This window comes from Leucobacter luti (genome assembly GCF_019464495.1).
Lineage (GTDB): Bacteria > Actinomycetota > Actinomycetes > Actinomycetales > Microbacteriaceae > Leucobacter > Leucobacter luti_A.
Map to the genome: position 1 here is coordinate 2407712 of NZ_CP080492.1, position 26887 is coordinate 2434598.

The following is a 26887-nucleotide window of genomic DNA, read 5'->3' on the forward strand; positions in this document are numbered from 1 at the left end:
GCTGCTCCTGCTCCGGCCTCGATCTTTGCGGTTGAACTCCTCGGGGAGCTGATCCGCCGCGGCGTTCGTGACGTCGTCGTGTGCCCGGGCTCCCGCTCTCAGGCTCTCGCGCTCGCGGCCGCCGCGGCTGAACGCTCCGAAGCGATCCGCCTGCACGTGCGGCTCGACGAGCGCTCAGCGGGCTTCTTCGCGCTCGGCATCGCGCGCGAAACCGGGATCCCCGCACCCGTGATCGTGACGAGCGGTGGAGCGGTGGCGAATCTCTTGCCCGCAGCGCTCGAAGCATACGAGGCCCGCGTCCCAATGCTGCTCCTCACTGCGGACCGTCCAGCGGAATTGCGCGGGATCCGGAGCAATCAGACCACCGCTCAGCCGGGCCTGCTGCGCGCAACGCGGCTCATGCTCGACGTGCCTGCGCCTGAGTTTTCGGAGAGCGGCGACCTGCGACGAGACGGTGTGCGGGATCCCGGCGTGCTTGCGTCGCGGGCGCTCGCCGCAGCCACCGGTGCGCCTGGCGCGGCCCCCGCAGGCCCCGTGCACCTCAACCTCGCATTCCGCGAGCCGCTCTCCGGCACCGCCGGTTTCGACGCAATGATTGCTGACGGCTTCGCCGCGGCGCGTGAAGAAGCCGTGGCGGGCACCGCGCTGCGCGCTGATCCGCACCCCGGCTTTGACCGGAGCGAGCGCTACGAACACGGTGGCGACGCCCTCACCGTCGTGATCGCTGGCGCCGACGCTGGACCCGAGGCTGAGGCGTTCGCGCACGCGGCTGGAGCTCCGCTGCTCGCGGAGGTGGTGAGCGGCGCGCGCTTTGGGCGTGAGACGATCACGGGCTACGCGACGCTGCTCGATGACCCGGAGATCGGCGGGCTGACCGAGCGTGCCGTCGTGTTCGGCCACCCGACGCTGACGCGCCAGGTCACCGCGCTGTTGCTGCGTGAAGACGTTGAGGTGATCGTGGTTGATCCACACACCGGCCCGGGGTTGACCACGTGAACCCGGGCAATCGAGCTCGCATTGTGCGCGAGGCGACGGTGGCCGAAGGGTTCAGTCCGCGCACCCTGCACCGGTGGCTCGGGCTCTGGGTGCTCCCCGATCGGGAGCTGCAACGCGCGCGCACCACTGTGCACGAGCCAGATCTCTCCGCCGCGACCGCCACGGGGTACAAGGAGCGCAACGCATATGCGCGCGCTGAGGTCGCCACGATGCGCGAGCCGATCACGCGCGAGTTGCTTGCGGAGTCGGTGTGGCGCGCCACTTGGCCGCACGACCGCCTCGTGCTCGCGGCCTCACGTCTCGTGCGTGTGCTTGACGCGCTCGCTGCCGGTCGCAAGCTCACCGTGCACGCGAACCGCGGGCTCGCGGGGATCGATGGCACGATCGCGACGGCAATCGGCGTTGCGGCTGCGAGTCAAGGGGACGCCGATCCTGCGCGTGCGGCCGGAATTACCCGCGTGCTCATCGGCGACCTCGCCCTGCTCCACGACGCTGGGTCGCTGCTGCTGCCAGAGGGGAGACAGCGATCCGGATCCAACTCATTGTGGGGAACGATGGCGGCGGGACGATCTTTGACGGACTCGAGGTTGCGGGCGCCGCAGATCGCGAGGCCTTCGACCGCGTGATGTTTGCGCCGCAGCGCGTGGCGCTTGCAGAGCTCGCCGCTGCCTACGGCTGGGAATACCGCAGAATTGAAACTCGCAGCGAACTCGAGCGACTGCTGACCGAACCGGTGACCGGGCCGTGCCTGGTCGAGGCCCCGCTCGCACGCTAGCGCTGCTTGCGTGCCTGGCTCGTCGGCCCCGGCCTGCCCTGCCCTGTCCTGCTCTGCCCTGACCGGCCCGCCCTGCGCCGGTCCGCGACTCGCTGCAGCCACATTCCTTTCGGAAGCGTCGCGCTGACCGCGCCCAAGCCATACAGTGGGGTGCACAACAGGGGAGATGACGATGGCGCACAAGTTCTGGACCGACGACGTGACCGAGCTCTTGCGAGTGCGGAAGGAGTTCTCGCTGCGCGAGGTTGATCCCGGATCGACCCCTGGCACGAATGCCAACAAGCGGGGCGGTCAAGCCGAACTTGCCTGGTCTGCACAGGAAGTGCGCGAGCTCCAGGAGAAACTCTTTGCCCAGAGTCGCGTGGGAGCTCGTGACCGTGTGCTTGTGGTGCTGCAGGCGATGGACGCTGCGGGCAAGGGCGGCATCGTCAACCACGTCTTCGCCCAGCTGGAACCATACGGCCTCGCCCTCGCGGCGTTTAAGGCGCCGACCGAAGAAGAGCGGGCCCATGATTTCTTGTGGCGGGTTGAGCCGCACGTGCCGGGTCCCGGTTTGATCGGGTTGTTCGACCGATCCCACTATGAAGATGTCTTGATCCAGCGCGTTCGGAGTTTTGCGCCTCCGGAGGAAATCGAGCGCCGTTACGGTGCGATCATTGATTTTGAACGTCGGATCGCAGACGACGGAGTCAGGATCGTCAAGATCATGCTGCACATTTCTCCGGAAGAGCAGGCTGCGCGCCTGCTCGATCGGCTGGGCGACCCGGAGAAGCACTGGAAGTACAACGCTGGCGACGTGGACGAGCGCCTCCTGTGGCCTGAATACATGGATGCGTTCCAGCTCGCGATCGAGCGCACGGCCGCCCCGCACGCACCCTGGTACGTGGTCCCGGCAAACGCAAAGTGGTACGCCCGGGCAGCGGTGCAGCGGATTGTGATCTCAGAGCTGCAGCGGATCGGGCCAGAGTGGCCGGCGGTCGACTTCGACGTTGCCGCAGAGCGTGCTCGGGTCGAGGCGACGCTGGGCCTGAGCTGGCCGAACTAGCGTTTGCCCCGCAGCACGCTACGCCGCAAACGCCTCAGTGACCGGACGGAATTTTGAGACGGTCTCGCCGAACTCATGCTCCGGATCTGATCCCACCACGATCCCTCCGCCTGCACTCGCGGTGACAGAGCGCACGCCGGTGGTCGGGTCAGTGGCGCCGAGCTGGGCACAGCGCAGCGCGATCACCCACTCGCCGTCGCCGGCTGCGTCGATCCAGCCGACGGCTCCGGAGTAGCGACCACGATCGAACGGCTCGAGTTCGGCAATTGCGGCGACCGCAGCGGCGGTCGGCGTGCCCGCGACTGCTGCGGTGGGGTGCAGCGCACCGACGAGCTCGATCGCGGAGCTGTGCTCGTCCAGGCTCGCGCCGAGGTCAGTCGCGAGATGCCATACGTTTGGCAGCTGGAGCGGAAACGGCTCCTCGCTCGTCCGCAGCTCGCGCACATGAGGCGACAGCGCGGTTACGCGCTCTGCACGGCAAATGCGTGCTCGTGCTGTTCTTTGCTGCTGGTCAGCAACTCGTCGCGCGCTTGCGCATCGCGCTGGGGCGCGTCTGCGTGGCGCGCACGGGTACCCGCGAGGACACGTGCTGAGACGGCGCCGTTGGTTGAGCGGATGAGTGTTTCCGGGCTCGCCCCGATCATGCCGTCTACTGCGAAGGTCCAGCAGTCGAGGTAACGCTCCGCGAGTCGTGTGAGCGGCACACGCAGATCGGATCCTGCGGCAACTTGGCCCTCGATTTGCCGTGCGAGCACGATCTTCTCGGCTGCGCCACGCTCAATTCGCTGCACGGACTCTCGCACCCCATCGAGATAGGAGTCAACTGAGCCTGCCGTCTCGGGGTCGCCAGGGAGCTGCCGTGGAACAAACTCGACACCCGGCCACGAACCAGCCGCCTGGGGAGCGGGAACGGAGGCCAACCCTTCGGTTGCGAGTTCAGGATCGGCGTGGTCGCCGGCACGATCTGGTGCAGCAGTCGTTTCCGTGATCCACCACCGGTTGCGATGGCGTGCCACGAGGATCCGCGGCACAATCAGCACACTCTCGGCGGCACTCGAATCTGCGAATGCGAAGGTTCCGAGGGCGACGAGGCCTGAGCCAGGGAGCGAGACCGGGTCGTCGACACTGGCGGCTGTGGCGATCTTTCGCCAGGCAGTCGCGGCGTCGCGGAACCGCTCTGCGCCACGAAAGTGCAGGCGCAGGGTCTCGCCGATCCCCACGCAGCCGCGATCTCCACGGTGCCACAGGAGTGGATCGGACGGATCGGCGAGCGCCAGCAGATCCGGCGCTCGATCGAGGGGTCGGGTGACCGCGCGCAAGCGGGGTACGGCGGTTTCACTCGTCACCCGACCAATGTACTCCTCCGGGCTGAGCAGGACCTCTCACCCCGATCCTGGCCGCGCCGAGAAGACTCCCCGCTGTGCGCACAGGGGAGACGGGCTACCATAGGGGGGTGATCCGACCCGACACCGCGACCAAGCACGCCGCAGACGTTTCCAGCATGTTCGATGAGGTTTCGCCCCGCTACGACCTCATCAACGATGTGCTCACCGTTGGCAACGACCGCCTCTGGCGTATCGCCACGACGAAGGCCGTTGCGCCGCGGAAGGGCATGCGGATCCTCGATCTCGCGGCAGGTACGGGCACCTCGTCCGCTGCGCTCGCCGCACACGGGGCGAACGTGGTGGCCGCAGACTTCTCGGAGGGCATGCTCGCAGAGGGGCGGAAACGGCACGCCGACAACGAGCTGATCGAGTTCGTACACGCCGATGCGACCGCGCTTCCCTTCGAGGACAACAGCTTTGACGCTGCAACAATCTCCTACGGATTGCGCAATGTGAGCGATCCGCGCGCGGCGCTCGTGGAAATGTTCCGTGTAGTGAAACCGGGTGGCCGGATCGTGATCGCTGAGTTCTCGACACCCCCGTCGGCCGTCGTACGCGGGCCCTACGCGTTCTATGGGCGGCACGTCCTGCCTCGCGTGGCTGCCGCGCTGAACCGCGACGCAGCCGACGCATACCGCTACCTCAACGACTCGATCGAGGCATGGCCAAACCAGGATGCGCTGGCTGGCTGGTTGCGCGATGCCGGCTTTGAACGGGTTGCCTACCGCAACTTGACGCTGGGGATTGTGGCGCTGCACCGTGGCTTCGTGCCACGAGAGGCGCGCCCAGCCGCCGCGGTGGAGCAGCCCGCCACCAAGATGCCGGCTGCGAAGAAGGCAGCCGCGAAGAAGCCTGCGGCTGCACAATCTGCTGCAGCAGAGTCCGCCCCCGCAGACGAATCCGTGACAGCCAAACCCGCTGCTACTCCGGCGAAGAAGCCTGCTGCCGCCGAGAAGAAGCCCGCTGCCGCCGAGAAGAAGCCTGCGGCCTCCGCGAAGAAGCCTGCGGCCCCCGCGAAGAAGCCTGCTGCCGCACAGAAATCCACGGCTGCGAAGTCTGCCGCGGCCCGGGGCACATCTGCGAAGCCGGCTGCGAAGAAGCCTGCCGCGAAGAAGCCCGCGTCAGCCAAACCCCAGACGGCCGCAACCGGCACGTCCGATGACACCGGAGGTACCGAGTGAGCCGCCCCATCGCGGAAGACACTGCCACGCAGGCGCTGCCGATGCGGTTGTTCCGCGGTGCGCAGGATCGGCGTCACGCCAAAGTGCTGCAGGAACAGCTTGAGCTGATCGAGTCTGGACTCATGGAGCACTTGCGCTTCGCGTCCCCCGTGGCTGACGCGCCCGCCCGCTACCTGATGCGGGCAGGCGGAAAGCGGATTCGGCCGATGCTGACGCTGCTCACCAGTGAGCTCGGCGAGGGGCCCAACGAGCTCGTGCGCCGCGCTGCGCAGGCCGTCGAGATGACCCACCTTGCTTCGCTGTACCACGACGACGTGATGGACGATGCGAAGCTGCGCCGCGGGGTGCCCGCCGCGCAGACCGTGTGGTCGAACTCGGTCGCGATCCTCGCAGGTGACCTGCTGTTTGCTCGTGCGTCCTCACTTGTGTCTGGGATGGGTGAAGAAGCGATCCTCCTCCAGGCACAGACGTTTGAACGCCTCTGCCTAGGCCAGCTCCACGAAACCGTGGGGCCGCAGCCAGAAGATGAACCAATCGCGCACTACATCCAGGTGCTCGCAGATAAGACGGGCGCGCTGATCGCGACCGCTGCGCGCATGGGGGTCATGTTCGGCAACGGTCCCGCCGAATTCGCCGATCCGGTGATGGAGTACGGCGAGCGGATCGGCGTCGCCTTCCAGCTCATTGACGACGTGATTGATCTCTCGCCGCAGAAAGAACAGACTGGCAAGCGCGCTGGCACTGATCTGCGCGCCGGCGTCGCCACGTTGCCGCTGCTGCTCCTGCAGCAGCGCGCCGAGGCCGGCGGCGCTGATGCTGAGCTCCTCGAGCAGATTGAAACAGGTGTTGCCGCGATCGAGGGCGGCGCTGACGCCGGGGTGCTCGACGCTGCGGTTGAGGCGCTGCGCGCGCACGAAGTGACGCGCGAAACTGAGGAGACGGCGCGGCGTTGGGCAGCCGAGGCTGTTGCTGCACTCGATGTGCTGCCGAAGTCACCCGTGAAGCGCGCACTTGAGCGCATGGCTGATTCGATCGTGTCCCGCGAGGGATGACCACGCGCGTTCGGTCTGAGCGCGCAGAGCAATACTGATCCGCACGAGAGTGTGCGGGCGGCAGGACGTACCGAGCCGTGCGGAGAATACCGTTGACGGCACAAACTGGAAGTAGGAGTGCGATGAGCAAGATGCGATTGGCGATTGTCGGGGCAGGTCCCGCGGGGATCTACGCTGCGGACCTGCTGTTGAAGGCCGAGCGTGACTTCGAAGTCGAAATCGATCTGTTTGAGCAACTCCCGGCGCCGTACGGGCTCGTCCGCTATGGTGTCTCACCGGATCACCCCCGTATCAAGGGGATCATCACGGCGCTCCGTGACGTGCTCGACAGCGGGCAGATCCGGTTCTTTGGCAACGTGCGCTATGGCCGCGACATCACACTTGAGGATCTGAAGCGTCACTACAACGCGGTGATCTTCTCGACAGGCGCGATCCGGGATGCCGGTCTGGACATCCCCGGCATCGATGCTGCGTCGTCGTACGGTGCAGCCGATTTCGTGAGCTGGTTCGACGGTCATCCCGATGTGCCTCGCACCTGGCCGCTTGAGGCGGCAGAGGTCGGCGTGATCGGCAACGGCAACGTCGCTCTCGATATCTCGCGCATGCTGATCAAGCACGCTGATGATCTGCTCCCCACTGAGATTCCCGACAACGTATATGCGGGACTCAAGGAGAACCCGATCCAGGATCTTCACCTCTTCGGACGCCGCGGCCCGAAGTACGTGAAGTTCACGCCGCTCGAACTGCGTGAACTCGGTGAGGTACGCGACGTGGACATGATCGTCGACGAGCGGGACTTTGATCAGGACGATGCGTACGCCGACGAGGTGCTCGGTAAGAATAAGCAGATCACGGTGATCACGCGCATTATGAACAAGTGGCGCGATGAGCAGCGCGAGCGTGAAGCATCGGGCGAGCACGCTTCGCGGCGGCTCCATATGCACTTCTGGTCGAAGCCGGTCGAGGTCGTTGTTGAGGATGGCCGCGTTGCTGGACTCAAGATCGAACGCACGGCTCCCGACGGCCAGGGTGGCGTGATCGACACCGGAGAGTTCGAGATCATTCCGATGCAGGCGCTGTACCGCGCGGTCGGCTATTTCGGGTCCCCGGTTGATGAGATCCCGTTTGATGATGCGAAGGGCGTGATCCCGAATACGCAGGGCCGCGTCCAGGATCTTGCGGGACACCAGATCCCGGGCGTGTACGCGACGGGCTGGATCAAGCGTGGACCGATCGGCCTGATCGGGCACACAAAGTCCGATGCGATGGAGACCCTTGAGTGCCTGATCGAGGATCGAGCGACGTGGTGGACGCCGGAGACTGCTGAGACCGACGCGATCCCGGCGCTGCTGCACGAGCGTCAGGTGCCGTACACGACGATCGAGGGCTGGCGTCGGCTGGACGAGCACGAGCTCGCGCTGGGCGAGGAAGCTGGCCGCACACGCATCAAGGTGGTCCCGCGCGATGAGATGACCCGCGTCTCCCGCGGCGAGTAACACCGAGTGATGGCGAGTGGCGGCGCGTAGCGCCGGGCACCGCTCGCCCGCTGTTGGGCTCAAGCCGCCCGCCGTTGAGCTCAGCCTCGCTGAGTAGCCGCTGTTGAGCTCAGGCCGCCCGCTGTTGAGCTCACGCAGGAAATCCGAGCTCGCGCAGAAACGATTCCCCGAATCCATCCTGCGTGAGCTCGGATTTCCTGCGTGAGCACGTGCGGGTGCGGCACTCGAGGTGGGTGCGGCACGCGAGGCGGGTGCGGCACGCGAGGTGGGCGGAGTTCGTTCAGCAGGAGGTGCCGGACTCAGCGCCTGTGACTGGCGAGGGCCACGAGCTCGCGCCGAGGCCCGGCGAGGTCGCGCGCCGAGCCGCGCCACACCGCCGTGAACGGGCGTTCGAGCGGATCCGGGGCGAACGGGAGCGCGACGATCCTGCCGAGCCGCACATCGTCGCGCACGGTCAGCTCGCTCAGCACCGCCGGGGCGACTCCCTCAGCTACGGCGGAGCGCACGGCGGCCTCCGTGGCCAGCACGAGCGCAGGAGTGAGAGCGTGTGCGGGCGACGCAGATCCGGATTCCAGCTGGCGCACCGCGGTTTCGAACGCGGCGCGCGTGCCGCTGCCAACCTCGCGGGTCACGAGCGGCACGGCTGCGACCTCGCCCAGGGACACACTGTCGCGCTCGGCCCAGGCGTGATCCGGCGCCACCGCGCACACCATTCGGTCCCGGCCCACCACAGCACACCCCAGCCCGGCAGGCACATCGGGCGACTCGATGAACCCGAGGTCGAGCTCTCCCGCCCGCACCGCGGCGACGATCTCGGTGCTGTTCGCGGTCCGCAGTGCGGTTTCGCTCGGTGAGCGGCCCGCGGCGAGCTGTGCACGGCGCAATTCGAGTAGCCAGCCGGGGAGTAGGTGCGCAGCAACAGTCTGGCTGGCGCCGATGGCAACGGAGCGCCCGGCGTGGCCCGCGAGGCTCGCGATGCCCTCGTCAAGTTTGGCGGCCGCGGCGAGTACCTCGCGCTGCCCAGGCGAGCAGAGCATCGCCAGCGGGCGTCGGCGCCACTCCGGAGGGGGAGCGCTGGATGAGTGTGATGCCAACAAGCCGTTCAAGACTTCGCAGCCGCGCCGAGACGGCCTGCTGCGATACCCCGAGTTCGCGGGCAGCAGCGGAGATGCTGCCCGTGCGAATGGCTGCTTCGAAACAGCGTAGGTCGATCAGATCGGGTGAGGACACCCCCTCAGGATACAAGCTCTGCTTGGATCCCCCAATGAGTTGCCCGGTACCGGGCAGCTTGGCAGTCCGAGAGACTGGAGCCATGCAGCTCGCCCCAATTCCCACACTGCCCAGCAGACTCGCCGGCCGTGGCATCGACGTGCTTCCAGGGGTGTTGCTGTGCGCGCTCATCGCCGCCATCGCCACCGTAATCGGGGCGTGGGTGCCACTCGTCGGCTCGGCGATTCCCGCTGTCGTGATCGGTGTCCTGGTTGCCATGATCCGGAAGCCAGCCGCGCGGCTCGCGCCAGGGATCGGCTATGCGGGGAAGTTTGTGCTGCAGTGCGCCGTCGTTCTCCTGGGCGCGCAGCTTTCACTCGCGAGCATTATTCGTGTGGGCGCTGAGTCGCTGCCGGTGATGCTCAGCTCGTTGGCGGTGTGCCTGCTCGGGGCCTGGGTGATCGGGCGCGTCCTCGGAGTGGATCGAGATCTGCGCGTGCTGCTCGGCGTCGGCACCGGGATCTGCGGCGCTTCAGCAATCGCTGCGATTTCGCCGGTGATCCGCGCGAAGAGTGCCGACATTGCCTATGCGATCTCCACAGTCTTCCTGTTCAACATTCTCGCGGTGCTGATTTTCCCCGTGATCGGGCATGCGCTCGGCATGAGTCCGCACGCCTTTGGCCTGTTTGCCGGGACCGCAGTGAATGACACGAGCTCGGTGGTCGCCGCCGCGAGCGTATTTAGCGCTTCAGCGCTCGGGTTCGCCGTGGTCGTGAAACTCGTACGCACGCTCATGATCATCCCGATCAGCGTCGGCCTCGCAGTGCTCGAGGGCCGCCGCACTGGCAGCTCGGAGCGGCTCACCCCCGCTCGGATCCTGAAGCTCGTGCCCTGGTTCCTCATCGGGTTCCTGGTCGTCGCCACGCTCACATCGTTTGGCGCAATCACCGAGACCGCATCGGGGATACTCACCACTGTGAGCGTGTTTCTTGTGGCTACCGCCCTCGCTGGAATCGGGCTCTCGACAGACCTGGGCGCGATCCGTACTGCCGGCCTCAAACCGCTGCTGCTGGGAGGGATCCTCTCGCTGCTCGTTGCGGTGACCACGCTCAGTGTCATGGCGGCGACGGGCGCACTCTAGGCGCAGCGACGCGAGCACCCAGCCCTGATCCGGAACGCAACTGACGCTGAACCACGGTGCCGACAGCGGAGCCGCACTCCAGATCCGGGTACTCCGGCTAGAGCAGTAGCCGGGCCAGCGCGGTGAGCGTCTCGGTCGTACCGCCCTCGATGCGCACTGCGGCGCGACTGTCGGCGGCAGTAGGCCCGCGGTTGATCACAGCGACCGGGATCCCACGCCGCTCGGCGCGATGCAAGAGACGCACCCCGGTGTTGACCGCGAGCGAGGTGCCCGCGAGCAGCAGTGCGCCTGCCTCGGACACGAGCTGCTCGGCTGCGGCGAATACGTGTGTCGGCACAACCTCGCCGAAGTACACGACGTCCGGTCGCAGCATGCCACCGCACACGGGGCACTGCGGCACTCGCACTCCGTCAAGATCACCCACCTCCGCGTCTCCATCGGGGTTGATCCGCGCACCCGCGTGTTCCTCCGCATAGCCGGGGTTGCCGACGTCGAACCAGTGCAGCACTTCGACGCGCGTCCAGCGGGAGTGACACTCGACACAGCGGATGGCGGAGCCGCTGCCGTGAAGCTCCACGACAGTTTTGGAACCGGCACGGCGGTGTAGTCCGTCGACATTCTGTGTGATGACCCCGTCAACGCGGCCAGCAGCTTCGAGCTGTGCGAGGGCGAAGTGGCCGGGGTTCGGATCGATCGCGCTCAACGGCTCGGCTCCCACTCTGGCACCCGCCCAAAATCTGCGCCGGTACGCCGGGTCGTCGGTGAACTGGGCAATACTCATGGGGGTGCGCGGCGGCGTTCCAGCTCCCCGATAGTCCGGGATGCCAGAGTCCGTGCTCACGCCGGCTCCCGTGAGTACGGCGACGGGTCCGTGCGCGAACAGCGCGGCGAGATCTCCCACCTGCTTCATGTGCCCTCCCTCTGGGGTGCAGTCTCTGTGCACCATTGGAATCAACGCGCCGTCGTGTGCGGTATTCCTCGGCGGCTACGTGCCCTGAGCGAACCGTGTGCGCAGCTGCACCCAGGCGCTCAGCCGCTCGTCTGCCGTGTCAATTCGCACTCCGAACCGTTCTTCGGCCTGCCGTATCCGGTGCCGTACGGTGTTTTCGTGCACGCCGAGGTCCCTGGCCGTGCGCGCGACGTTGCCGAAGTGCCCGCACCAGCTCACCAGTGTTGCGGCATAGCTCGGCTCGTCTTCCCAGAGTCGATCCACTTCGGGCGCTCGCAGCTCGGGCTCCGCGTTGAGCACCGCGGCGAAGCGTTCAAGCGCAAGTCGTGGACGCAGTGCCGGGATTGTCAGGATGCGCTCGGAGATCTCGCTTCCCGCGCGGGCTGCGGCGTCAAGAAGGCGCTCAGCAAGCTGCCGCAGTTCGGCGACGTCGCCGGAGCGGTGGGCAGTCCCTGGGATCGCGGCTCGGGTCCCTGGGCCGATGAGTCGATCGAGGAGCGGGAGCAACGGCAGGAGGAGCTCTGTCGGATCGCGCGTCGCGTCCGAAGCAATGAGCGCGAACACGCGACGATCCCGGATCACGGTCACAGCCTCTGGACGGTGCAGCGCGAGATGCCGGTGGGCGGTCGAGCGGAGCTGGGCGAGCGGAAGGGGACCGGGATCGCTGAACGGCTCGAACGCCATGATCGTCGCTCCGCGCTCCTCAGAAAGACCGAGCTCGGCAAGCTCCGATCCGGTTATGCTGGTGCCCTCCAATAGGGTACGGAGTCGATCCTCGCGGGGTAACTGCCGGGCCTTTCGCGCGCGCACATCATCCAGCATGTGCCCGGCGGCAACTGCAGCGGCAGCCCGCACGCGGACCTCTTGTTCGGGTGTCAGCTCCGGGTTCGGCTGTGCCGTGATGATCCAGATCGTGCCGAGCGGCAAGGTGCCTGCCAGCACGCCGATTGCGACCCGTGGCTCTTCGTTTTCTTGTCGCGGGTAGATGACGGGGTGATCCGAGCGCAGCACGGTGCGGTACTGATCATCGTTGAGCGGTGAATCCGGGACACGCCTCGTGAGGATTCCCTGCGTGCGCACCCCGTCGATCACCTGGCCCGGTACCGAGGAGTAGGCGACGATCCTGCGCTCCAGATCTTCGATGGCGACGGAGCCACCAAAGTAGCCGGCGAGTTCGTTGGCGAGAGCGAAGAGTGGTTCTGATCCACGATCGCGCTGGGCATCCTCGCGATGGGGCAATTCTCCGAGCAATCGTGAAAGGACCGCGTCGAAGAGTCGCCAACTGACGCGCTCGGCCACACGGAGGATTGGGATCCCGGAGGCATCCGCGACCGCCGCGAATGCCGGTGCGTCAGCGTCGCGAAACTTGACGGCGAATGCGGCGACACGGTGCAGGGCCGCTTCCTGCAGGAGCGCCGTGAGCTCTGCTGCCGGGGCGCCCCCGGCAGATGGGGCGAGGAGGATCAGGTCTGCCTCAGGCGGAAATCCCTCGAGCGCATCGTAGAATTCGGCCCCTGCGATGGCGCGTGCCGGATCGCTGGGGCCCAGCACGGTGACCGCGTCGCTGCCGAGGCCGTCGACAAGATCGGCAAAGGTTGTGCGGAAATCGAGTGCGGAGGCGGGCGCTGCGTCCAGCGCCGACTTGAGGGCTCCGGCGCGCTCGTGTGCCTCTATTGGAGAATTCTTTGGCTCCATGCCTCCAATCTATCCGAAATCGACAATGCTCGAGCACGCACGCTCCCATAGTGTGGTGGAGTCTGGAATTGATAGGAGCACACCATGGTTCAGCACACCGCCACCACCCTGCGTCCCGCCCCGGAGGGCACTCGACTGGGGGAGTTGTGGGACGTGCTCCCCGAGGAATCCGGTGTGGACGCGAATGGTGTCCTCACGATCGGTGGGATCCCCGTGACTGAACTCGCCGCGCAGTACGGCACGCCGCTCCATATCTTCGACGAGGTCGGACTGCGGCGCCAGATCCGCCGTTTTGTTGACGGACTTGCCGAGCGCTGGCCGAACTCCGAGGTGCTGTTTGCCTCGAAGTCGTTGCCGGTCGTTGGCATGTACCGCGTCGCCAAAGAAGAAGGCCTCTCAGTAGATATCGCAGGCGGCGGCGAACTGCAGCTCGCCCTCGCGGCCGGTGTCGATCCCGCGAAGCTGCACTTCCACGGGAACGCGAAGTCCGACGCCGAGTTGGAGATGGCGCTCAGTGTCGGCATTGGCGCAATCATCGTCGACAACGAGGACGAACTCGACCGGCTCGAGCGCCTCCTGACCAAGCCACAGGCACTCCTGCTGCGCGTAATCCCCGGAGTAGAAGCCGAAACCCACGCGTCCCAAGCAACGGGCGGGGCGAAGTCGAAATTTGGCCTCCCCATGGATCAGGCGCTGCGCGCGATCGAGCGTATGAACGCGCACCCGCTCATGGAGTTTGAGGGTGTGCACCTGCACATCGGCTCGCAGATCTTGAACACGCGCCAGTTCGCCGAAGCGGTGGAGAAAATCTCCACGGCGGGCACCTTCGCCACATATGACGTCGGCGGCGGGTTGGGCGTGAAGTACACCTATGCTGACGAGGCGCCGACCGTCGACGCGTACCTGGACGAGATCGTCGCCGCGGCGCGCGAACACCTGCCCGAAGGGGCGCGGATCATGATCGAGCCAGGCCGCTCGATCGTCGCCCGCGCGGGTGTCACGCTCTACGACGTGCTCTCGGTGAAGCGCACCGGGAACACGTTCGTCGCGGTGAACGGCGGAATGGCCGACATGCTCGACGTCGCCCTGACCGATCAGCGCTTCGAGGCCGTGCTCGCGAACCGCGTTACGGAGCCGTGGACCGAGTCGGTGCAGCTCGTCGGCCGCCAGTGCGAGTCAGGGGACCTGCTCGTCGACGGTGCCGAGCTCCCTGCCGCGCGAACCGGTGACCTCGTCGTGCTCGCGACCACCGGCGCGTACTCCTACACACTCGCGAACAACTACAACGGGGCGCTGCGCCCGGCAATCGTGTTCGTCGGAGAGGGCGAGTCCAGGCTGGTCGCGCGCCGCGAGACCTATGAGGACCTCCTGCGGCTCCATGCACCAGCGATCGAGGCAGCCGCCGCGGCGGACGCTCGGGCGTAGCCCCATCGGCGGCCTAAACGGCATTCATGGGTCGATTTTCGGGCCTTCAGGGCTCTGAAGCCCCGAAAATCGACCCATGAACAAGGTGGGGCGGACATCTGGGGAAGGTGAGGGCCCCCGGGGCTTGCGGTGCGGCCGGGAATGCGCCCGAGTCGCGCCAGGTGGTGCCCCGCTGCAGGTAGAATCGCTCCTATGACCACCGCGCGCGAACAACTCATCGACCTCATCAAGACCGAGGCCGTGTTCCACGGCGATTTCACGCTCACGAGCGGGAAAAAGGCAACGTACTACATCGACCTGCGCAAGCTCAGCCTGGATCACCGCGCTGCCCCGCTCATCGGCCAGGTCATGCTCGACTTGATTGCCGATGTCGACGGCGTAGTTGCCGTGGGGGGCCTCACGATGGGTGCCGACCCGATTGCCTCAGCGATCATGCACCAGGGCGTTGCCCGAGGGCAGATTTACGACTCTTTCGTGGTGCGCAAGGCGCCGAAGGACCATGGCCGTGGCCGCCAGGTCGAGGGCCCCGACCTTGAGGGGAAGCGTGTCATCGTGGTTGAAGACACGTCCACGACAGGCGGATCACCGCTGCAGGCCATCGAAGCGCTCGAGAAGGTCGGCGCAATCATCGCTGGTGTCGCGGTAGTCGTCGACCGGCAGGCGCCGGCAAAGGCTCGCATTGAAGAGGCTGGCTACGAGTACCGCTTCGCGATCGGCCTCGAAGACCTCGGCCTGCTGCCACAGTAGGGTCTGCAGGGGCGCACGAGGCAAGGCCCCACCCCTGCCTCAAATACCTGGCGTGAAGAACTCTGGGCTGAGATGCCCGCCGCCAGGCACCGGGGTGCTGGGCCTTGGTGACCGGGATGTCTCGACCCAGAGTCAGCATGCCCGATCCAGGGAGATCTGGCCCCCGGACTAGGCGCAGGACGAATGGGCTAGTGAAGCACTACTCCTGCTGAGTTTCCCGTACGACTCCAGTGAGTGGCTTGAGTGCCAGGTGGGCGGCGAGGGCGCGGCCCAGTTGTCATTTGCTGACTTCGTTCAAGCCCTCAACGCGGGGTTGAGCGATTGCATCTGCGAAATCGAGCGAGTATGCACGCAGGTGCATGTCCGGTGGCGAGCGCGATTCGGTGATGCGCGCTGGCTGTTGATGTGCGCTGACTCGGTTCGTGGGAGCGTCTGCTCAGAAGTGTGCGATACTGGCCGCCGTTTCGCCTCACTCGTGGTGAGGGAGGCGTCGGGCTCGGGAGAGAAAGCGCCTGGGATGGCGCAACATCGTGAGGTCAGTCGCGCCGCTTTGCCCCGAATTGAGCTTCGATCGCTCAAGCACTGTTCAGAGGGTCACAGGTGCGCAGTTCTCATAGAGGCTGCGCATATGTGAGCGAAACGACGGCGGAGTGACCCCGTTTGCCTACGTCTTTACGGTGCAAGCGCCCAGAAGATCGAAGCAATCGGCCGGGAGTTGTGCAGAATCAACAAACTGAAGGGCAATTCCTTCCATGTTGTCTCCTCTTCCATTCGGACGAACACATTGCTAGCATCATCATCAGTCGGTCATTTGGTCAGACCAACTAACTGATCAGAGCTGACGTGAACACTCAATGTAGAGATGTATATGAAGGAGATAATGGTGTCTGTTTCGTTTGAAGCCCGTGTTGCTGAGCTCGGTCTCGAGATCCCCGACTACAGCCAGGGCGGTTACCACGGGACCTTCTACGGGTCGATGAAAGCGTTCCATAAGACCGGCAATCTACTCTTCCTTTCGGGCCATGTTGAAGATGCGCTCGGGAAGAACGGAAGCCCGATCCATGCCGGCCGCCTCGGAGCGGAGGTGACGATTGAGGAGGGTTACCAGGCAGCTCGCCGTACGGCGCTGAACTGTTTGGGCACAATGCGCCTCGCGCTCGGATCACTGGACAATGTGAAATGCCTCGTCAACTCGCTCAACTTTGTCGTGTCCGCGCCCGATTTCGTTGATGTCAACCTCGTGTCATCGGGCGCTACTGACCTGTTCCGTGACGTTTTCGGTGACGAAGCTGGCCTGGGTGGCCGTGCCACAATCGGCGTCACATCTCTCGCGGCGAACCACTGCTTCGAGAACTGGATGACCATCGAGACGATCGACTGATCGTCCACTGAAGGGCGTGATGATCATGGGAAGTAGAAGTAAGAGAACTGTCGGCCTCGCGTTGGCGGCTGGGGCAGCGTTGCTCGTATTGAGCGCGTGTTCTTCCGGCGACGCAAGCGGCGGAGGCGAGGGCGGGGGATCTTCTGAGGGCGCAATTCCGCTCGGGTATACGGCCACACTCTCAGGGGATTTCGCGAGTTATGGTTTGGAAATGCGCGAGGGGATTGATCTCGCCATCGAGGAAATCAACGCTGACGGTGGCGTGCTGGAACGTGATCTGACAACTGAGGTTGTCGATGACGAAGGGAAGCCTGCCAACGGCCCGGTCATCGCGCAGGAGATGTGCGACAACGCAGAGATCCCTGCGGTACTCGGCTTTAGCTTCTCAAGCGTCGCGCTATCGGGACTCCCGATCTATACCCAGTGTGGGCTCCCGATCGTGGCCTCCGCAGTCACGTCACCCGAGTTGAGTGGAGCAAGCGATATCTTCTTCCGGACTGTCTTCACCGACGCCTACCAAGGAGCAGAAGCCGCGTCCTTCATCTCGGAACACCGAGGCGTCAAGAAAGTTGCAGTGCTGTATCAACAGGACGACTACGGCAAGGGCGTCGCTGATGCCTTTTCAACGGGGATTGAGGAAGCTGGCGGCGAAGTAACGAGTTCGCAGGCGTACCAGCTCGGCACGGTCAACTTTGGCAGCACGGTGGACACCGCACTCAAGGGAGATCCTGATGCTGTTTTCATCGGTGGCTTTTACACTGAAGCAGGCAAGATCGTGAATCAGATTCGAGATGCGGGGTCGGATATCCCGATTTTCGCCTCGGACGGGGCGGCAAGTCCGCTGTTCCTCGATCTGGCCGGCGCAAACGCTGAAGGTGTTGAAGTATACGCTGCTTTCTCGGCGAGCGATCCGCGTGCGGAGTCGTCTGCTTTCGTGAAAGCGTTTACGAAGAAGTACGACAAAGAGCCCAGCTCGTGGGCGGCGCTCGCATATGACGCCACATATGTGGTTTCTGACGCGATCGAGTCTGCTGGCAGCACCGACCGCGCAGCCGTGGCTGAGGCTATCCAAAACACGAAGGACTTCGCCGGTGTCTCGGGGAATATCAGCTTCGACGACGAGGGCAACCGCGTTGGCGATCTGACATTCCAACGAGTCGAAGACGGCAAGTTTGTTGTGATTACCGACTAGTTGATTCGGTGGGTGTCGAGCTCTGGCACCCACCGATAATTATCCCTCCCACTACTCACTACGGAGACAAGTGATGCAGGAAATCATTAATGGACTTGCGGTCGGTGGGATCTACGGCCTCCTCGCCGTTGCTTTCAGCGTCGTCTACGGCGTGCTGGGCATGGTCAACTTCGCGTTTGGCGAGATCTTCATGTTCGGCGCGTTTGGGGGCCTCGTTGCCAGCCAAACAAACAGCGTCATCGCAGGCAATAACGTTGAGGGAGCGGCGCTCCCGGCTTGGCTGGCGATCTTCATCGGCGTGATCGTTGGATCCGTGGTCGGATGGCTCATCGAGCGAATTGCTTATCGCCCACTCAGAAACGCTCCCATACTTTCTATGCTCATCACCGCTATTGCGGTGTCGATGCTCCTCCGGGCCGTCGCAACGTTCCTGTTTGGCGCCGCACAGGTGCCGGTCGAACGTCCCGATCTCGGTGATCCGCTCATCATCCTTGGCGCCAGAGTGCAACGCATTGACGTGGTGGTGCTAACCGTCGCAGTGCTCGTGACGCTCGCATTCTGGGCAGTGATTAGGTTCACGCCGATCGGCCGAGCGATCCGAGCGACGGCGGAGGACAAAGACGCTGCCAGGTTGATGGGGATCGGCGTTGACCGCGTGATCTCAACCACCTTCATTCTCGGCTCCGCCATGGCTGCGATCGCAGGTCTGTTGTACTCACAACGGTACGGCTTCGCAGCGGCAACGATGGGCTTCTTGCCTGGTCTGAAAGCGCTGGTCGCTGCAGTACTCGGCGGTATCGGAAGCATCCCAGGTGCCTTCGTGGGCGGGCTGGTTCTCGGGATCAGTGAGGAATTCGCGGCTGCATATGTCCCGCAGGGCTCCGCGTACCGTGATGTCATCGCATTTGGGATCCTCGTAATCATCCTGTGGCTGCGACCGCAGGGCCTGCTCGGCCGTCGAGAGGTGCAGAAGGTCTAATTATGTCAAATACGCACACGACCCCCATTGTGGTCATCAAGCCCGAGCTCGGCCTTCATCGTTGGCTCTGGCCGGCAATCTTCTTGGTACTCGGGCTCATCGCCCCGCTCGTGCTTCCCGGTGACAAGTGGATCCGAGTCGCGGCTCTCGCCCTCGTCTACGTTGCGCTCGCGTCTGGGCTAAACATCTTGGTCGGTTTGACCGGACTTCTGGATCTCGGATTCATTGCTTTCTTCATCGTCGGCGCGTACACCGCAGCGATATTCACGGTCAGTACGTTCGGACCACTGCTCGCTGAGAACCCGGCTGCGCTTGCGTGGGTGCTTCCCATCAGCGTGGTCGCGGCGATCGTGTTCGCTGGAATCGCCGGATCCATAATCGGCTATCCGACTCTCCGTGCGCGCGGTGACTATCTCGCCATCATGACCCTTGCATTCGGTGAGATCGTACGGATCGTCTCGATCAACTGGACGGAATTCACCGGCGGGGCAGTGGGGATCCGCAATATCCCACCACTCAATTTCGCTGACGCGAGCATGGTGCCACCGACCACGACCTACTACATCATTCTCACCGTCGTCGTAGTTCTGGTGGTGGCGCTCGCCTCGCTGATCGCTTCACCGGTTGGCCGTGCCTGGGTCGCGATCCGTGAAGACGAATTGGTGGCCTCTTCCATCGGGATTCGGACCCGACGCTACAAGCTCCTGGCATATGTCGTGGGAGCCGCGACCGCGGGCGTGATTGGTGTCTTCTTCGCGCATATGAACCAGTTCGTGAACCCCGATAGTTTCACGCTCGAGGATAACTTCATCGTGCTAAGCCTTGTCATTCTCGGCGGTGCTGGCACGCTGTGGGGGCCCGTTACTGGCGCTGTGTTGTGGATCTTCTTCCAAGCAGTCGCCAAGGACATCCCGCTGATCCAGGCCCACCCTGAATTTCGAACAGGCATTCTTGCCTTGATCGTCGTCGTGCTCATGATCCTGCGGCCAGGCGGTATTGTCTCAAAACGCCTTGAACTTACTCGCGCTCGTGGAGGAACCACGCCGCCGCTCGGTGAATTGAAGGTGCCCGGAGATGTCGGTGCGGCCCATGGCACTCCAGTGCTGCGAGTCACTGACGTGAAGCAGGTGTTTGGGGGGCTCACCGCGCTCGAGGCAGTCACCTTCGACTTGAATCACGGTGAAGTGCTCGGGTTGATGGGGCCGAACGGTGCGGGGAAGTCTACACTTCTCAACGCTATATCCGGCGTCACGCGCGCCACGTCTGGCACGATCGAACTGTATGGTGAACGCACCGAACGACTGGAATCGAGCTCAGTCTCGACTCGCGGCATTGCGCGCACATTTCAGACCGTCCGGTTGTTTTGGGACATGACCGTCCTCGAGAACCTGCTCGTTGGAGGCCATTCGCGGCTCGCTGGCTTCGTTCCGAAGTTCCTCTCACCGTTCCCATTCGTGCGTCGTAGCGAGCGATTCACTGTCACGGAGGCCGAGGAAGTGCTCGCGTTTGTTGATGCGTGGGAATGCCGCGACCGTCGAGCCTCCTCTCTCGATGCGTACCAGCAACGAAAGGTGGAAATCGCACGTGCGCTTATGACGAGGCCACGCGTACTGCTACTCGACGAGCCCGCGGCCGGACTCAATGAGAGTGAGACACGAGATCTCTCACGGGTAATCGCGCGGATCCGTGAGCACGGAGTCGATGTGATTCTCATCGAGCACGACATGGACCTGCTTATGGGCGTGTCCGACCGAATCGTGGTGCTCGACCACGGGGTTATCATCGCCGATGGTACTCCAGCGGAGATCCGCACGAATCCGGCGGTGCTCGAAGCCTATTTGGGGAGTGATACCAAGTGAAAATGCTGGATATCCAAGAGCTCAACGTGCGCTATGGCGTGGTCCGGGCGGTGCTCGATGCTCACCTACACGTCAACGACGGCGAGCTCGTAGTTGTAGTCGGTGCGAACGGGGCAGGGAAAAGCAGCCTGCTTCGAGCGATCGCTGGCCTCAACAAGCATCGCGGTCAGATTGAGTTCGCAGGAAAGGCAATCTCCGGATTGCGTGCGGAGCAACGCGTGAAGCTTGGCCTCTCTTTAGTTCCAGAAGGGCGTCATATCTTCGGAAGAATGAGCGTGCTCGAAAATCTGCAAGTCGCGAATTGGGGATCGCGCACGAACAGCAATGCGGAGATTGCGGACGTGTTTGCCCGCTTTCCAAGGCTTGACGAGCGGAAGCACCAGACCGCAGCGACACTCTCAGGGGGTGAGCAACAAATGCTTGCACTATCCAGAGCACTGATCCGGCAGCCGAGTTTGCTCATGCTCGATGAACCTTCTATGGGATTGGCTCCGAAGATTGTTGCTCAAATGTTTGAGATCATTAGGGAGATCAACGCTGCAGGGACGAGCGTGCTCCTGATCGAGCAGAACGCTCGAATGGCACTGTCAATTGCGAACCGCGGGTACCTCATGGAAACAGGAACTCTGTCTGGCGGCGGTGACGCACGTGTGATGCTTGATGATGAGCGGCTTCACGAGGCCTATTTCGGCAAGAGCGCCACCAGCGAAGATTAGGTATCGCAACGCAGCAACGTGCGCCTTGCAAGGCAATCGAAGAATTGAGATTAGGTGGACAACATGGACTGGGGTTCGATGAGTCGGGGAGAGACCCTCTCCGTACCTGACCGGCTCTCGGTCGACCTTGAGCGATTGATTCTCGAGGGAGATCTAGCGCCAGGCGAGAAGCTCCCAGCTGAACGCGAACTCGCACAGCTTCTGAGCGTGTCTCGGGTATCGATCCGAGAGGCGCTTCGCGAATTGGAGAATCGCGGATTGATCGACCGAAAACCCGGTCGAGGAACGATCATTCTCGCCCCAGGAGAGACTGCAAACGCGGCTGAAGACGTGATCGAGGCGTTTTCCGCGACGCGTTCCGAGCTCACCGACATTATGGAACTCCGCGCAATTGTCGAGCCCCCAATTGCGCGCATCACTGCTAGCCGTGCTCAAACGCGCGATCTCACCCAGCTTGAAGAGCTTGTCAAAGCAATGGAACTGGATGTGACCAAAGAACGCTACGCCGAGCTTGACCGCGCGTTCCACCAGGCGATCGCGCAATACACCCATAACCCACTGCTCTCACTCATCAACGAACAGATCGCTAATCAGATTGCCCCGAGCCGGGCAAGTCGCTACCAAACGAAAGCGCGGCGTCAAGCTTCGAGCGTGGCGCACCGACGAATCTTCGAAGCAATTGCTGCCCGAGACGGTGCACTTGCCGAGGAAGAAGCTCGCGCACACGTGCACGACATCAGCCGTCAGATCGCGCGCGCCGCCGATGCGAGTGCCAAGCCGAAGGAGCTCCGCGATGGTCTTGACGAGTAGGCCCACCGGCGGCGCAATCTCGACGTCCCACCACCTGGCGACCGCCGCAGGAGCGGCCGCGCTTGAGGCCGGAGGCAACGCCATCGATGCCGCACTTGCCGCGGCCGCCACACTCTGCGTCGTGTATCCGAACAACGTCGCCCTTGGCGGCGACCTGGTGGCGCTCGTGCGGAGCCCAGACGGCGAAGTACGGTTTCTCAACGCGACCGGAGCTGCTCCGGCGGGGCAGACGCTCGCGGCACTGCGCGAGGCACACGGTGACGCGCTGCCGTTGCGTGGGATCGATACCGTGACCGTGCCTGGCGGGGTCTGCGGGTGGAACTCGCTGCACGAGTACGGCGCGACATTGCCGTGGGCGGCACACTTTGAGGCCGCGATCCGGCATGCCGAGCAGGGGTTCCCGAACTCTCGCTCTGTCGCCGCCGCGCTCGTGGAAGATCGGGAGACGCTCGCAGCAGATCCTGGCGCGAGCGCAGTGTTCTACCCTGGCGGCGAGCCCATCGCCGAGGGCGAGCCGCTGATACAGCCAGCACTCGCGCAGACGCTGCGACGGATCGCCGCTGGCGGATCCGCCGAGTTCTATGAGGGTGAAACGGCCCAGCAGTGGGTCGCTGGCCTGCAAGCGCTCGGCTCAAAGATCACGCTGCAGGATGCAGCCGAGTACCAGGGGTACTGGGCCGAACCGATTGAGGGTGAGTTCGAGGGGCACCGCGTGCTCACTGGCCCGCCGAACACCTCCGGATTCATGCTGCTGCGCGCCCTGCAAGAAGTCGCTGCTGGGATCGTTGATCCGCTGGGCAGCGGCGCGGGCAAACTCGCCGATGCGTTCCACCACGCCAACACCATCCGCGCAAGTCACCTCGCCGATCCCCGCTTCGGAGGCGCCTCCGGAGCTGACCTCATCGGGCTCCCCGCCCCCACGTGTCCCGTGCCCGGGGCTCCGAAGGCGAGCGGCGACACCGTAGGATTCGCCGCGATCAGCGACGATGGCTGGGCCGTGTCATTCATCAACTCCGTCTACTGGAGCTTTGGTGCGCACATTTTGGAACCTCACACAGGGATCCTGTTTCAGAATCGCGGGACCTCGTTCGCACTCGATGCCAACTCGCCGAACGCGTTCGGCCCGGGCAAGCGGCCGCGCCACACCCTCATGCCCGTCTTGATCTTGCGCGGTGATGAGGTTGCCTGGGTGCCCGCCACGATGGGCGGGGCTGCGCAGCCGCAAATCCACGCCCAGCTCCTGATCCGATCCCTCGCAGGAGCGACACCTCACGAGGCGACCCACGCGCCGCGGTGGATGGTGGAAGAGTGGCCGGGTATTGGACCGGCCACTGTCATGGCTGAATCCGATGTGCCCCAGGACACACGCGACGCGATCGCCGCAGCCGGCTACGCCATCACTGAAGTGCCGCCGTACACCGAAGACCTGGGCCACTCCAACCTCATCCGGGTCACCCCTGCCGGCTATGAGGCCGCGAGTGATCCCCGCTCCGACGGTTCCGCAATGATCGTTCCGGCGCCCAGCTAGGCCGGGCGGGCAGCATGCGCCCGCGCTCCACTTTCGCACCACGATCAAACTCGCAGAATCGACGCTTCATGACTCAGACTCCACGCTCCAGTGTTTTCGTGCTCGCCCTCCTCGGTGCCGCCACCGGCCTGCTCTCCGGCCTGTTTGGCATCGGTGGCGGAGTGGTACTCGTGCCCATGCTGGTGATGTTCCTCGGCTTCCAGCAACGCCTCGCCGCAGGCACCTCAGTTGCCGCGATCCTGCCCGCTGCCATCGTGGGCGGCATCGGCTATGGAGTGCAGGGCAACGTCGATTGGATCGCTGCAATCGCGCTCGCCGCAGGTGTGATCGTGGGCGCCCAGATCGGGAGCTACTTGCTCTCGCGTGTGCCGACCGGGTTTCTGCGCTGGCTGTTCATGGGCTTTCTCGCGGTGGTCGTGGTGAGCCTCTGGTTCGTGGTGCCGCAGCGTGATGCTGAGATCGAGAAGACCACGCTCGTCATCGTGCTGCTCGTCATTACCGGCCTCGTGACGGGTGTGCTCTCGGGGCTCCTTGGCGTGGGTGGCGGCGTGGTCGTGGTGCCGATCCTGATGTTCTTCTTCGGGGCGAGCGACCTGATCGCCAAAGGTACGTCGCTGATCATGCTGATTCCCGGCTCGATTTCCGGCACGCTCGGAAACGCGCGCAGGCGCAACGTCGACCTCCGTGCAGCGGCAATTCTCGGGATCGCGGCCAGCATTCTTTCGCCGCTCGGCTCAGTGATCGCGACTCACATTCCGCCATTCTGGTCCAACGTCGCGTTCTCGCTGCTGCTCGCATTCGTTCTCGGGCAAATGCTGCTGAAGACCCTGAAGAACCGAAAAGAGAAGTAGCCGGGGTCGCTACACCGACAGCACTCTCCCGCCGCGCTTGCGCGCTGCGTACACCAGGTCGGTGTGCACCACGGTGTGATGCTCCGCCCAGACGGGGTGGGAAAGCATGGTGTAGAGCTGCGCATGCGAGATCGCGGTGACGTTCACGATCATCTGAAACTTGCCGGCGACCGCCGCGGCATAGCGTACCTCCGGCCACAGTTGCAGCGCCCGACCGAGCGGTTCGACGCGCTGCGGCGGGGCTTGCACCCACAGCATGGCCTCAACTGGGTACCCCACATCAGCTGGCTCAACGAGCGCCCGGATCGAGAGCTGGCCGGAGCTCAGGAGCCAATCGATCCGCCTCGCGACCGAAGTCTCGCTCATCTTTACGAGCCGGGCAAGCGTCTCGATACTCGTGCGGCCGTCCTCGCGTAGCGCCTGCAGGAGGAGTGCGTCGTTCGCGCCGCGCGTTTCAGGCAGCGACCACTCCGTGCGGTCCGCTCCGCCACCGGCAGCCAGTGTCTCCTCTTGAGCGGGGGTGAGTGCACCGCATCGCCAGCCACGAATCGTTTTGAAGTACCGCAGCACGGGAAACGCCTCGAGGCGCCGGAGCCCGGGCGTTGCCGGGAGCTGCAGCGTCAGCAACTCATCGAGGTTCTCTTCATAGCCGAGCTCCGCCACGATGTTCAGTTCGCCTGTGGTGCGGTAGCTGTAGACGACGTCGTCGCGGCGCGCGAGCGCCTCACTCACGAGCTGAGCAGCCCCGAGCACACTCTCGCAGGCCAGGATCATCTGGTTCTCGGCGTGGTTCATCCCGGCGACGGCGACGGCACCCGAGGCGAGCAGATCCGTGCCGTGCCTGGCAACTGTCCGTTCGGGCTCGCCGAGCGCGTCGGCGATGCGTCGCCACGACGCACGCCCGTCGACTTGGAGGGCAGCGGCGATCCTGCGTTGCAGCTCAGTGAAGGCCTGGCCCGACATCTCGCCCTTCCTTCGCACCCAGACCGTTCTGGCCGCGAGTTCTCATCCTATGGCGCTGAAACAACCGCTCGCGGCGCCGTCTGCGCGAAGCCGGTCGCCTGCTCATACGCCGCCGCCCAGTCCAGCATTCGGACGTCGTCGTAGTGGGTTGCCGCGATTTGCCATCCGACTGGGAGCCCACTCGCAGTGAAGCCGCCTGGCATCGCGAGGACCGGCAGGCTCGTGGCGGAGAGGAGGCAGGCAGAACGCATCCAGTCGAGATAGCTCTCCGCCGGGGTGCCGGCGATCGTGTGTGGCCAGCGCCAGTGTGCATCGAAGGGGAGCACCTGGGCCGCTGGGCTCAAGAACGCATCGTAGCGCGCGAAGAAGCGCTGCACCGCGGCTTCCAGTCTGCTTCGTGCAGCGGCGGCGGAGATCATGTCCGATGCAGTGAGTGCGAGCCCTTTCTCCACGTTCCACACCACCTCGGGTTTGATCACGTCACGGTGCTCAGCAAATAGCGGTGCGATTCCCGTCGCGAAATCGTATGCTCTCGTCACCTGGAACACCTCGTCCGCGTCACTGAAATCGATGCTCGCTTCCTCGAGGATTGCGCCGGCTTCCTCAAAGACTCGCAGCTGATCGCGCAGGGTGGCAATGATCTCGGCCTCGACGGGCACACCGATTCCGAAATCAAAGCTGTATCCGATTCGGACCCCGCGGAGATCGGGCCACGGCGCGCGAAAATCCGTGGGCGCTACTGTGCTGGGGGTGGGCAACCGCGTCGGACCCGCGGTCGCGCGCATGAACAAGGCGACGTCTTCAACGGTCCGGGCGATGGGACCGGACCGGGCCAGCCAGGTGAATGCGTTGCGGGGTGATTCCATCGGGATCACCCCGTATGACGGTCGGAAGCCGAACAGATTACAAAAGGAGGCCGGGATCCTCAGCGAGCCGCCCATGTCGGACCCGTCTCCCATAGCCTGGATTCGCGCGGCGACCACGGCGGCAACTCCGCCAGAGGAACCGCCGGCGGACAGCGTGGGATCATACGGGTTCGTCGTCGTCCCGAACAGCTCATTGAACGTGTGTGATCCGGCCCCAAACTCCGGCACATTCGTCTTTCCCGTACGGATCACGCCCGCCGCGGTCAGTCGGGCAATTTGGAGATCATCCGCCTCCGGGACCTGATCTCGCAGTGCGAGCGAACCCTGAGTGGAGCGCAATCCGGCCGTCGCGAACGTGTCTTTGTGGGTCATTGGGAGGCCATGCAAGATCCCGGTGGCCGCTCCGCTGGCGGTGCGCTCATCGGCGGCGGCGGCGAGCGTGCTTGCCCGCTCAAAGTCAGTGGTGATCACCGCGTTCACTGCGGGATTGTGCTCTTCGATCGCGGCGACGTGGCTTTCGAGCGCCTCGCGGGCCGAGAGTTCTCGGGACCTGATCAGGCGCGTGATCGCGGCTGCAGAGAGGTGCTGAATGTCGTCCATGTGTGTGCCTTTCGCCAGTGAAGTGCCCTGCGAGCATCATCCCCAG

General features: G+C 64.4%; 21 protein-coding genes and 2 pseudogenes. 16 read left to right on the forward strand and 7 right to left on the reverse strand.

What is annotated here, in order from left to right; genetic code table 11:
- Positions 1 to 21: 21 nt before the first annotated feature.
- Together menD and K1X41_RS10765 are read left to right on the forward strand one after the other, a co-directional pair.
- A pseudogene (gene menD / locus K1X41_RS10760) lies at positions 22 to 1771 on the forward strand (2-succinyl-5-enolpyruvyl-6-hydroxy-3-cyclohexene-1-carboxylic-acid synthase).
- A 172-nt stretch (positions 1772 to 1943) separates the two neighbouring features.
- Positions 1944 to 2816 carry a PPK2 family polyphosphate kinase gene (locus K1X41_RS10765; RefSeq protein WP_396426476.1) on the forward strand — a complete coding sequence of 291 codons (873 nt, stop codon included), beginning with the start codon at positions 1944 to 1946 and terminating at the stop codon, positions 2814 to 2816.
- Positions 2817 to 2834: 18 nt separating this feature from the next.
- Here the strand turns inward: K1X41_RS10765 and K1X41_RS10770 are convergent.
- A pseudogene (locus tag K1X41_RS10770) lies at positions 2835 to 4162 on the reverse strand (isochorismate synthase).
- A gap of 107 nt (positions 4163 to 4269) precedes the next feature.
- On the opposite strand from K1X41_RS10770, the gene K1X41_RS10775 reads away from it, so the two are divergent.
- The 3 genes from K1X41_RS10775 to K1X41_RS10785 all read left to right on the forward strand — a co-directional run bounded on the left by K1X41_RS10775 (position 4270) and on the right by K1X41_RS10785 (position 7930).
- On the forward strand, positions 4270 to 5382 hold the full coding sequence (locus K1X41_RS10775; protein ID WP_258566502.1) for a class I SAM-dependent methyltransferase: 1113 nt from the start codon (positions 4270 to 4272) through the stop codon (positions 5380 to 5382).
- 41 nt (positions 5383 to 5423) lie between these two features.
- Positions 5424 to 6434, forward strand: a complete 1011-nt coding sequence (locus K1X41_RS10780) for a polyprenyl synthetase family protein (RefSeq protein WP_220175837.1) — start codon at positions 5424 to 5426, stop codon at positions 6432 to 6434.
- 122 nt (positions 6435 to 6556) lie between these two features.
- Positions 6557 to 7930 carry a ferredoxin--NADP reductase domain-containing protein gene (locus tag K1X41_RS10785; protein ID WP_132201338.1) on the forward strand — a complete coding sequence of 458 codons (1374 nt, stop codon included), beginning with the start codon at positions 6557 to 6559 and terminating at the stop codon, positions 7928 to 7930.
- Positions 7931 to 8229: 299 nt separating this feature from the next.
- Here K1X41_RS10785 and K1X41_RS10790 read toward each other — a convergent pair whose 3' ends face one another.
- Positions 8230 to 8967, reverse strand: a complete 738-nt coding sequence (locus K1X41_RS10790; protein WP_220174606.1) for a LysR substrate-binding domain-containing protein — start codon at positions 8965 to 8967, stop codon at positions 8230 to 8232.
- Positions 8915 to 9160, reverse strand: a complete 246-nt coding sequence (locus K1X41_RS10795) for a LysR family transcriptional regulator (RefSeq protein WP_220174607.1) — start codon at positions 9158 to 9160, stop codon at positions 8915 to 8917. Before K1X41_RS10795 ends, K1X41_RS10790 begins: the two co-directional genes overlap by 53 nt.
- Before the next feature lie 82 nt (positions 9161 to 9242).
- On the opposite strand from K1X41_RS10795, the gene K1X41_RS10800 reads away from it, so the two are divergent.
- Positions 9243 to 10280 (forward strand): YeiH family protein, encoded by a 1038-nt coding sequence (locus K1X41_RS10800; protein ID WP_220174608.1) that lies wholly within the window; start codon positions 9243 to 9245, stop codon positions 10278 to 10280.
- Positions 10281 to 10377: 97 nt separating this feature from the next.
- Here K1X41_RS10800 and K1X41_RS10805 read toward each other — a convergent pair whose 3' ends face one another.
- Positions 10378 to 11190 (reverse strand): Sir2 family NAD-dependent protein deacetylase, encoded by an 813-nt coding sequence (locus K1X41_RS10805; protein WP_220174609.1) that lies wholly within the window; start codon positions 11188 to 11190, stop codon positions 10378 to 10380.
- 75 nt (positions 11191 to 11265) lie between these two features.
- Positions 11266 to 12924: a PucR family transcriptional regulator gene (locus tag K1X41_RS10810; protein WP_220174610.1), complete on the reverse strand. Its 1659-nt coding sequence runs from the start codon at positions 12922 to 12924 to the stop codon at positions 11266 to 11268.
- A gap of 84 nt (positions 12925 to 13008) precedes the next feature.
- On the opposite strand from K1X41_RS10810, the gene lysA reads away from it, so the two are divergent.
- The 10 genes from lysA to K1X41_RS10860 all read left to right on the forward strand — a co-directional run bounded on the left by lysA (position 13009) and on the right by K1X41_RS10860 (position 24412).
- Complete coding sequence (gene lysA, locus K1X41_RS10815; RefSeq protein ID WP_220174611.1) at positions 13009 to 14349, forward strand: diaminopimelate decarboxylase; 1341 nt, start codon at positions 13009 to 13011, stop codon at positions 14347 to 14349.
- Between the two features lie 192 nt (positions 14350 to 14541).
- Positions 14542 to 15096: an orotate phosphoribosyltransferase gene (gene pyrE / locus K1X41_RS10820; protein ID WP_133615400.1), complete on the forward strand. Its 555-nt coding sequence runs from the start codon at positions 14542 to 14544 to the stop codon at positions 15094 to 15096.
- A gap of 883 nt (positions 15097 to 15979) precedes the next feature.
- On the forward strand, positions 15980 to 16477 hold the full coding sequence (locus K1X41_RS10825) for a RidA family protein (RefSeq protein ID WP_207907355.1): 498 nt from the start codon (positions 15980 to 15982) through the stop codon (positions 16475 to 16477).
- Positions 16478 to 16502: 25 nt separating this feature from the next.
- On the forward strand, positions 16503 to 17669 hold the full coding sequence (locus K1X41_RS10830) for an ABC transporter substrate-binding protein (protein ID WP_220174612.1): 1167 nt from the start codon (positions 16503 to 16505) through the stop codon (positions 17667 to 17669).
- A 73-nt stretch (positions 17670 to 17742) separates the two neighbouring features.
- A complete protein-coding gene (locus K1X41_RS10835; RefSeq protein WP_133615402.1) occupies positions 17743 to 18648 on the forward strand; it encodes a branched-chain amino acid ABC transporter permease in 906 nt (301 codons plus the stop codon).
- Positions 18649 to 18650: 2 nt separating this feature from the next.
- Entirely contained in the window at positions 18651 to 20507 is a 1857-nt protein-coding gene (locus K1X41_RS10840) for a branched-chain amino acid ABC transporter ATP-binding protein/permease (protein WP_220174613.1), read from the forward strand.
- A 2-nt stretch (positions 20508 to 20509) separates the two neighbouring features.
- On the forward strand, positions 20510 to 21223 hold the full coding sequence (locus tag K1X41_RS10845) for an ABC transporter ATP-binding protein (protein ID WP_166644210.1): 714 nt from the start codon (positions 20510 to 20512) through the stop codon (positions 21221 to 21223).
- Positions 21224 to 21286: 63 nt separating this feature from the next.
- Complete coding sequence (locus K1X41_RS10850; RefSeq protein WP_220174614.1) at positions 21287 to 22033, forward strand: FadR/GntR family transcriptional regulator; 747 nt, start codon at positions 21287 to 21289, stop codon at positions 22031 to 22033.
- Complete coding sequence (locus K1X41_RS10855; protein ID WP_220174615.1) at positions 22017 to 23561, forward strand: gamma-glutamyltransferase family protein; 1545 nt, start codon at positions 22017 to 22019, stop codon at positions 23559 to 23561. Before K1X41_RS10850 ends, K1X41_RS10855 begins: the two co-directional genes overlap by 17 nt.
- A gap of 68 nt (positions 23562 to 23629) precedes the next feature.
- Positions 23630 to 24412, forward strand: a complete 783-nt coding sequence (locus tag K1X41_RS10860; protein ID WP_220174616.1) for a sulfite exporter TauE/SafE family protein — start codon at positions 23630 to 23632, stop codon at positions 24410 to 24412.
- A 9-nt stretch (positions 24413 to 24421) separates the two neighbouring features.
- Here the strand turns inward: K1X41_RS10860 and K1X41_RS10865 are convergent, their stop codons facing one another.
- Together K1X41_RS10865 and K1X41_RS10870 are read right to left on the reverse strand one after the other, a co-directional pair.
- Positions 24422 to 25375 carry an Lrp/AsnC family transcriptional regulator gene (locus tag K1X41_RS10865; RefSeq protein ID WP_133615408.1) on the reverse strand — a complete coding sequence of 318 codons (954 nt, stop codon included), beginning with the start codon at positions 25373 to 25375 and terminating at the stop codon, positions 24422 to 24424.
- A 47-nt stretch (positions 25376 to 25422) separates the two neighbouring features.
- Positions 25423 to 26841 carry an amidase gene (locus K1X41_RS10870; protein WP_220174617.1) on the reverse strand — a complete coding sequence of 473 codons (1419 nt, stop codon included), beginning with the start codon at positions 26839 to 26841 and terminating at the stop codon, positions 25423 to 25425.
- Positions 26842 to 26887 lie beyond the last annotated feature (46 nt).

Excerpts from the sequence above, each read along its gene's own strand:
- K1X41_RS10765 (WP_396426476.1), top strand. The coding sequence starts at position 1,944 with ATGGCGCACAAGTTCTGGACCGACGACGTGACCGAGCTCTTGCGAGTG.
- K1X41_RS10800 (WP_220174608.1), top strand. The coding sequence starts at position 9,243 with ATGCAGCTCGCCCCAATTCCCACACTGCCCAGCAGACTCGCCGGCCGT.
- K1X41_RS10845 (WP_166644210.1), top strand. The coding sequence starts at position 20,510 with ATGCTGGATATCCAAGAGCTCAACGTGCGCTATGGCGTGGTCCGGGCG.
- K1X41_RS10830 (WP_220174612.1), top strand. The coding sequence starts at position 16,503 with ATGGGAAGTAGAAGTAAGAGAACTGTCGGCCTCGCGTTGGCGGCTGGG.
- K1X41_RS10805 (WP_220174609.1), bottom strand. The coding sequence starts at position 11,190 with ATGAAGCAGGTGGGAGATCTCGCCGCGCTGTTCGCGCACGGACCCGTC.
- K1X41_RS10850 (WP_220174614.1), top strand. The coding sequence starts at position 21,287 with ATGGACTGGGGTTCGATGAGTCGGGGAGAGACCCTCTCCGTACCTGAC.
- K1X41_RS10790 (WP_220174606.1), bottom strand. The coding sequence starts at position 8,967 with ATGCTCTGCTCGCCTGGGCAGCGCGAGGTACTCGCCGCGGCCGCCAAA.
- K1X41_RS10860 (WP_220174616.1), top strand. The coding sequence starts at position 23,630 with ATGACTCAGACTCCACGCTCCAGTGTTTTCGTGCTCGCCCTCCTCGGT.
- K1X41_RS10810 (WP_220174610.1), bottom strand. The coding sequence starts at position 12,924 with ATGGAGCCAAAGAATTCTCCAATAGAGGCACACGAGCGCGCCGGAGCC.
- lysA (WP_220174611.1), top strand. The coding sequence starts at position 13,009 with ATGGTTCAGCACACCGCCACCACCCTGCGTCCCGCCCCGGAGGGCACT.
- K1X41_RS10855 (WP_220174615.1), top strand. The coding sequence starts at position 22,017 with ATGGTCTTGACGAGTAGGCCCACCGGCGGCGCAATCTCGACGTCCCAC.
- K1X41_RS10785 (WP_132201338.1), top strand. The coding sequence starts at position 6,557 with ATGAGCAAGATGCGATTGGCGATTGTCGGGGCAGGTCCCGCGGGGATC.
- pyrE (WP_133615400.1), top strand. The coding sequence starts at position 14,542 with ATGACCACCGCGCGCGAACAACTCATCGACCTCATCAAGACCGAGGCC.
- K1X41_RS10865 (WP_133615408.1), bottom strand. The coding sequence starts at position 25,375 with ATGTCGGGCCAGGCCTTCACTGAGCTGCAACGCAGGATCGCCGCTGCC.
- K1X41_RS10870 (WP_220174617.1), bottom strand. The coding sequence starts at position 26,841 with ATGGACGACATTCAGCACCTCTCTGCAGCCGCGATCACGCGCCTGATC.
- K1X41_RS10835 (WP_133615402.1), top strand. The coding sequence starts at position 17,743 with ATGCAGGAAATCATTAATGGACTTGCGGTCGGTGGGATCTACGGCCTC.
- K1X41_RS10840 (WP_220174613.1), top strand. The coding sequence starts at position 18,651 with ATGTCAAATACGCACACGACCCCCATTGTGGTCATCAAGCCCGAGCTC.
- K1X41_RS10780 (WP_220175837.1), top strand. The coding sequence starts at position 5,424 with ATGCGGTTGTTCCGCGGTGCGCAGGATCGGCGTCACGCCAAAGTGCTG.